Origin of the sequence: Actinomadura napierensis, from assembly GCF_039529375.1 — a bacterium.
GTDB lineage: Bacteria > Actinomycetota > Actinomycetes > Streptosporangiales > Streptosporangiaceae > Spirillospora > Spirillospora napierensis.
Map to the genome: position 1 here is coordinate 1 of NZ_BAAAMR010000285.1, position 841 is coordinate 841.

The 841-nt window shown below is 42.7% G+C and carries 1 protein-coding gene; it reads left to right on the forward strand.

Annotated features, from left to right (window positions below):
• Positions 1-841: non-ribosomal peptide synthetase (locus ABD296_RS49465; RefSeq protein ID WP_344285493.1), on the forward strand; the 841-nt coding region annotated here is incomplete at both ends.

The following is an 841-nucleotide window of genomic DNA, read 5'->3' on the forward strand; positions in this document are numbered from 1 at the left end:
TTTTGGTCCAAGTGTGGCACAAGGCTATTTAGGACGTCCTGATTTAACCGCAGATAAGTTTATTGAAAACCCTTGGGCAATGAGTGTAGAGGAAGAATTACTCTACCGTACTGGGGATTTGGCTAAAAATGATGAGTTTGGTCAAGTACACTGTTTAGGTCGTGCCGATGACCAAGTTAAAATCCGTGGTTTCCGTGTAGAGCTTGGCGAGATCGAAGCTGCGCTTTGCGATATTGATGGAATTGGTACGGCAGCCGTTATTCTTCGTCCTGAAGACGGCATTGATCAACTTATTGCGTTTATTGCGCCAGAAATTGATGCAAAGCAAGCTATAGAAATTAAAGGACTACGGCATAACTTGAGTCAGCGATTACCGCCTTATATGGTGCCAAATCGTTTTGAGATTATTGAAGAAGTTCCACGTCTATTATCCGGGAAAATTGACCGTAAAGCTTTAAAAGCAAGACCGCTCACAAGTGTGGTAGATCGCAGTGAATCTGACCAGCCACAGAACCCGGCCGAAGAAATCCTATTTGAAATTTTGAATCGCTTGTTCCCGAACATGCCGATTAAACTCGATTCAGATTTCTTCGATGATTTAGGCGGGCATTCACTACTCGCTGCTGTTTTAATTTCAAATCTGCGTGAGCATGCGGAATATAGCCATCTGACCATTCAAAACTTATATCAAGCGAGAAGAGTAGGCGCGATTGCTGCACTCATGTTAGAGCAGCCTGAACCTACTTTATTTGATAGCCAAATTGGACAAGATAACCCTCGTAATCAGACCTATAAATGGTTATGTGGTATTGCACAGCTTGTAACTATTCCGGTTTTAATC